A 682-nucleotide genomic window follows, 5' to 3' on the forward strand; every position below is an offset into this window, starting at 1 on the left:
CGCTCGATCTCGTCTGTGACCGGCGATCAATCGATCGTAATCCTAACGGCAGAACCCTATCTGGCGTTGCAATTCGGCCCGTCGAACGACGAAGCCATCAGCGGGCACCGTCTCTATGGACTTGGGCTGCAGCCTTATTCCGCGTTCGAAGTTCTCAATTCTACCTGGATCTCCTCCTTCGAAAAGGCAAATCGGGTTCATACGTCCCATACACCGGAGCTGTTTTCCGGTTATCAGCACTTTGTACTCACGTTCCACGATTCGACGCTGGAATTCATCACCGAGAACTTTTCGGCCAGCCTTCATCAGGGGGCGGTACTGCCGGCGCTGATGGAAAGTGTCGGTCATGCTGTTCCCACGCGCCGTGTCAAGCCAACGGGATTTTTCTCACGGCTTTTGGGGCGTGGTTGATCACCGGGATTTCCCTGTACCTTGATCGGACCGTCGTTTGGACGCAGACTTCGGCCTGGGACGAGCGGAAGAGGCAAGCTCCACCAACGGAGGAACGACTTCATGGCGATTTCACGCAAGGAAGCGGCACGTGCGCTGAGCGCTGACGAACAGGAACTGGTGAAGAAATCGCACCATCCGACGGTGCAGGAGCTTTCCGACGGCGATCTTGCCGGTCTGGTCAAGCTGTTGCGGGAGCGGCGCGACAAGGCGCAGACCCAAGCACACCGCC

1 protein-coding gene is annotated in these 682 nt (G+C 57.6%); it reads left to right on the top strand.

Annotation, left to right across the window (positions count from 1 at the left end):
* A partial coding sequence (locus EOB49_RS34415; RefSeq protein WP_206526199.1) for a hypothetical protein occupies positions 1–411 on the top strand: 411 nt, incomplete at its 5' end.
* Positions 412–682: the final 271 nt, after the last annotated feature.

Origin of the sequence: Mesorhizobium sp. M7A.F.Ca.MR.148.00.0.0 (assembly GCF_003997735.1) — a bacterium.
Lineage (GTDB): Bacteria > Pseudomonadota > Alphaproteobacteria > Rhizobiales > Rhizobiaceae > Mesorhizobium.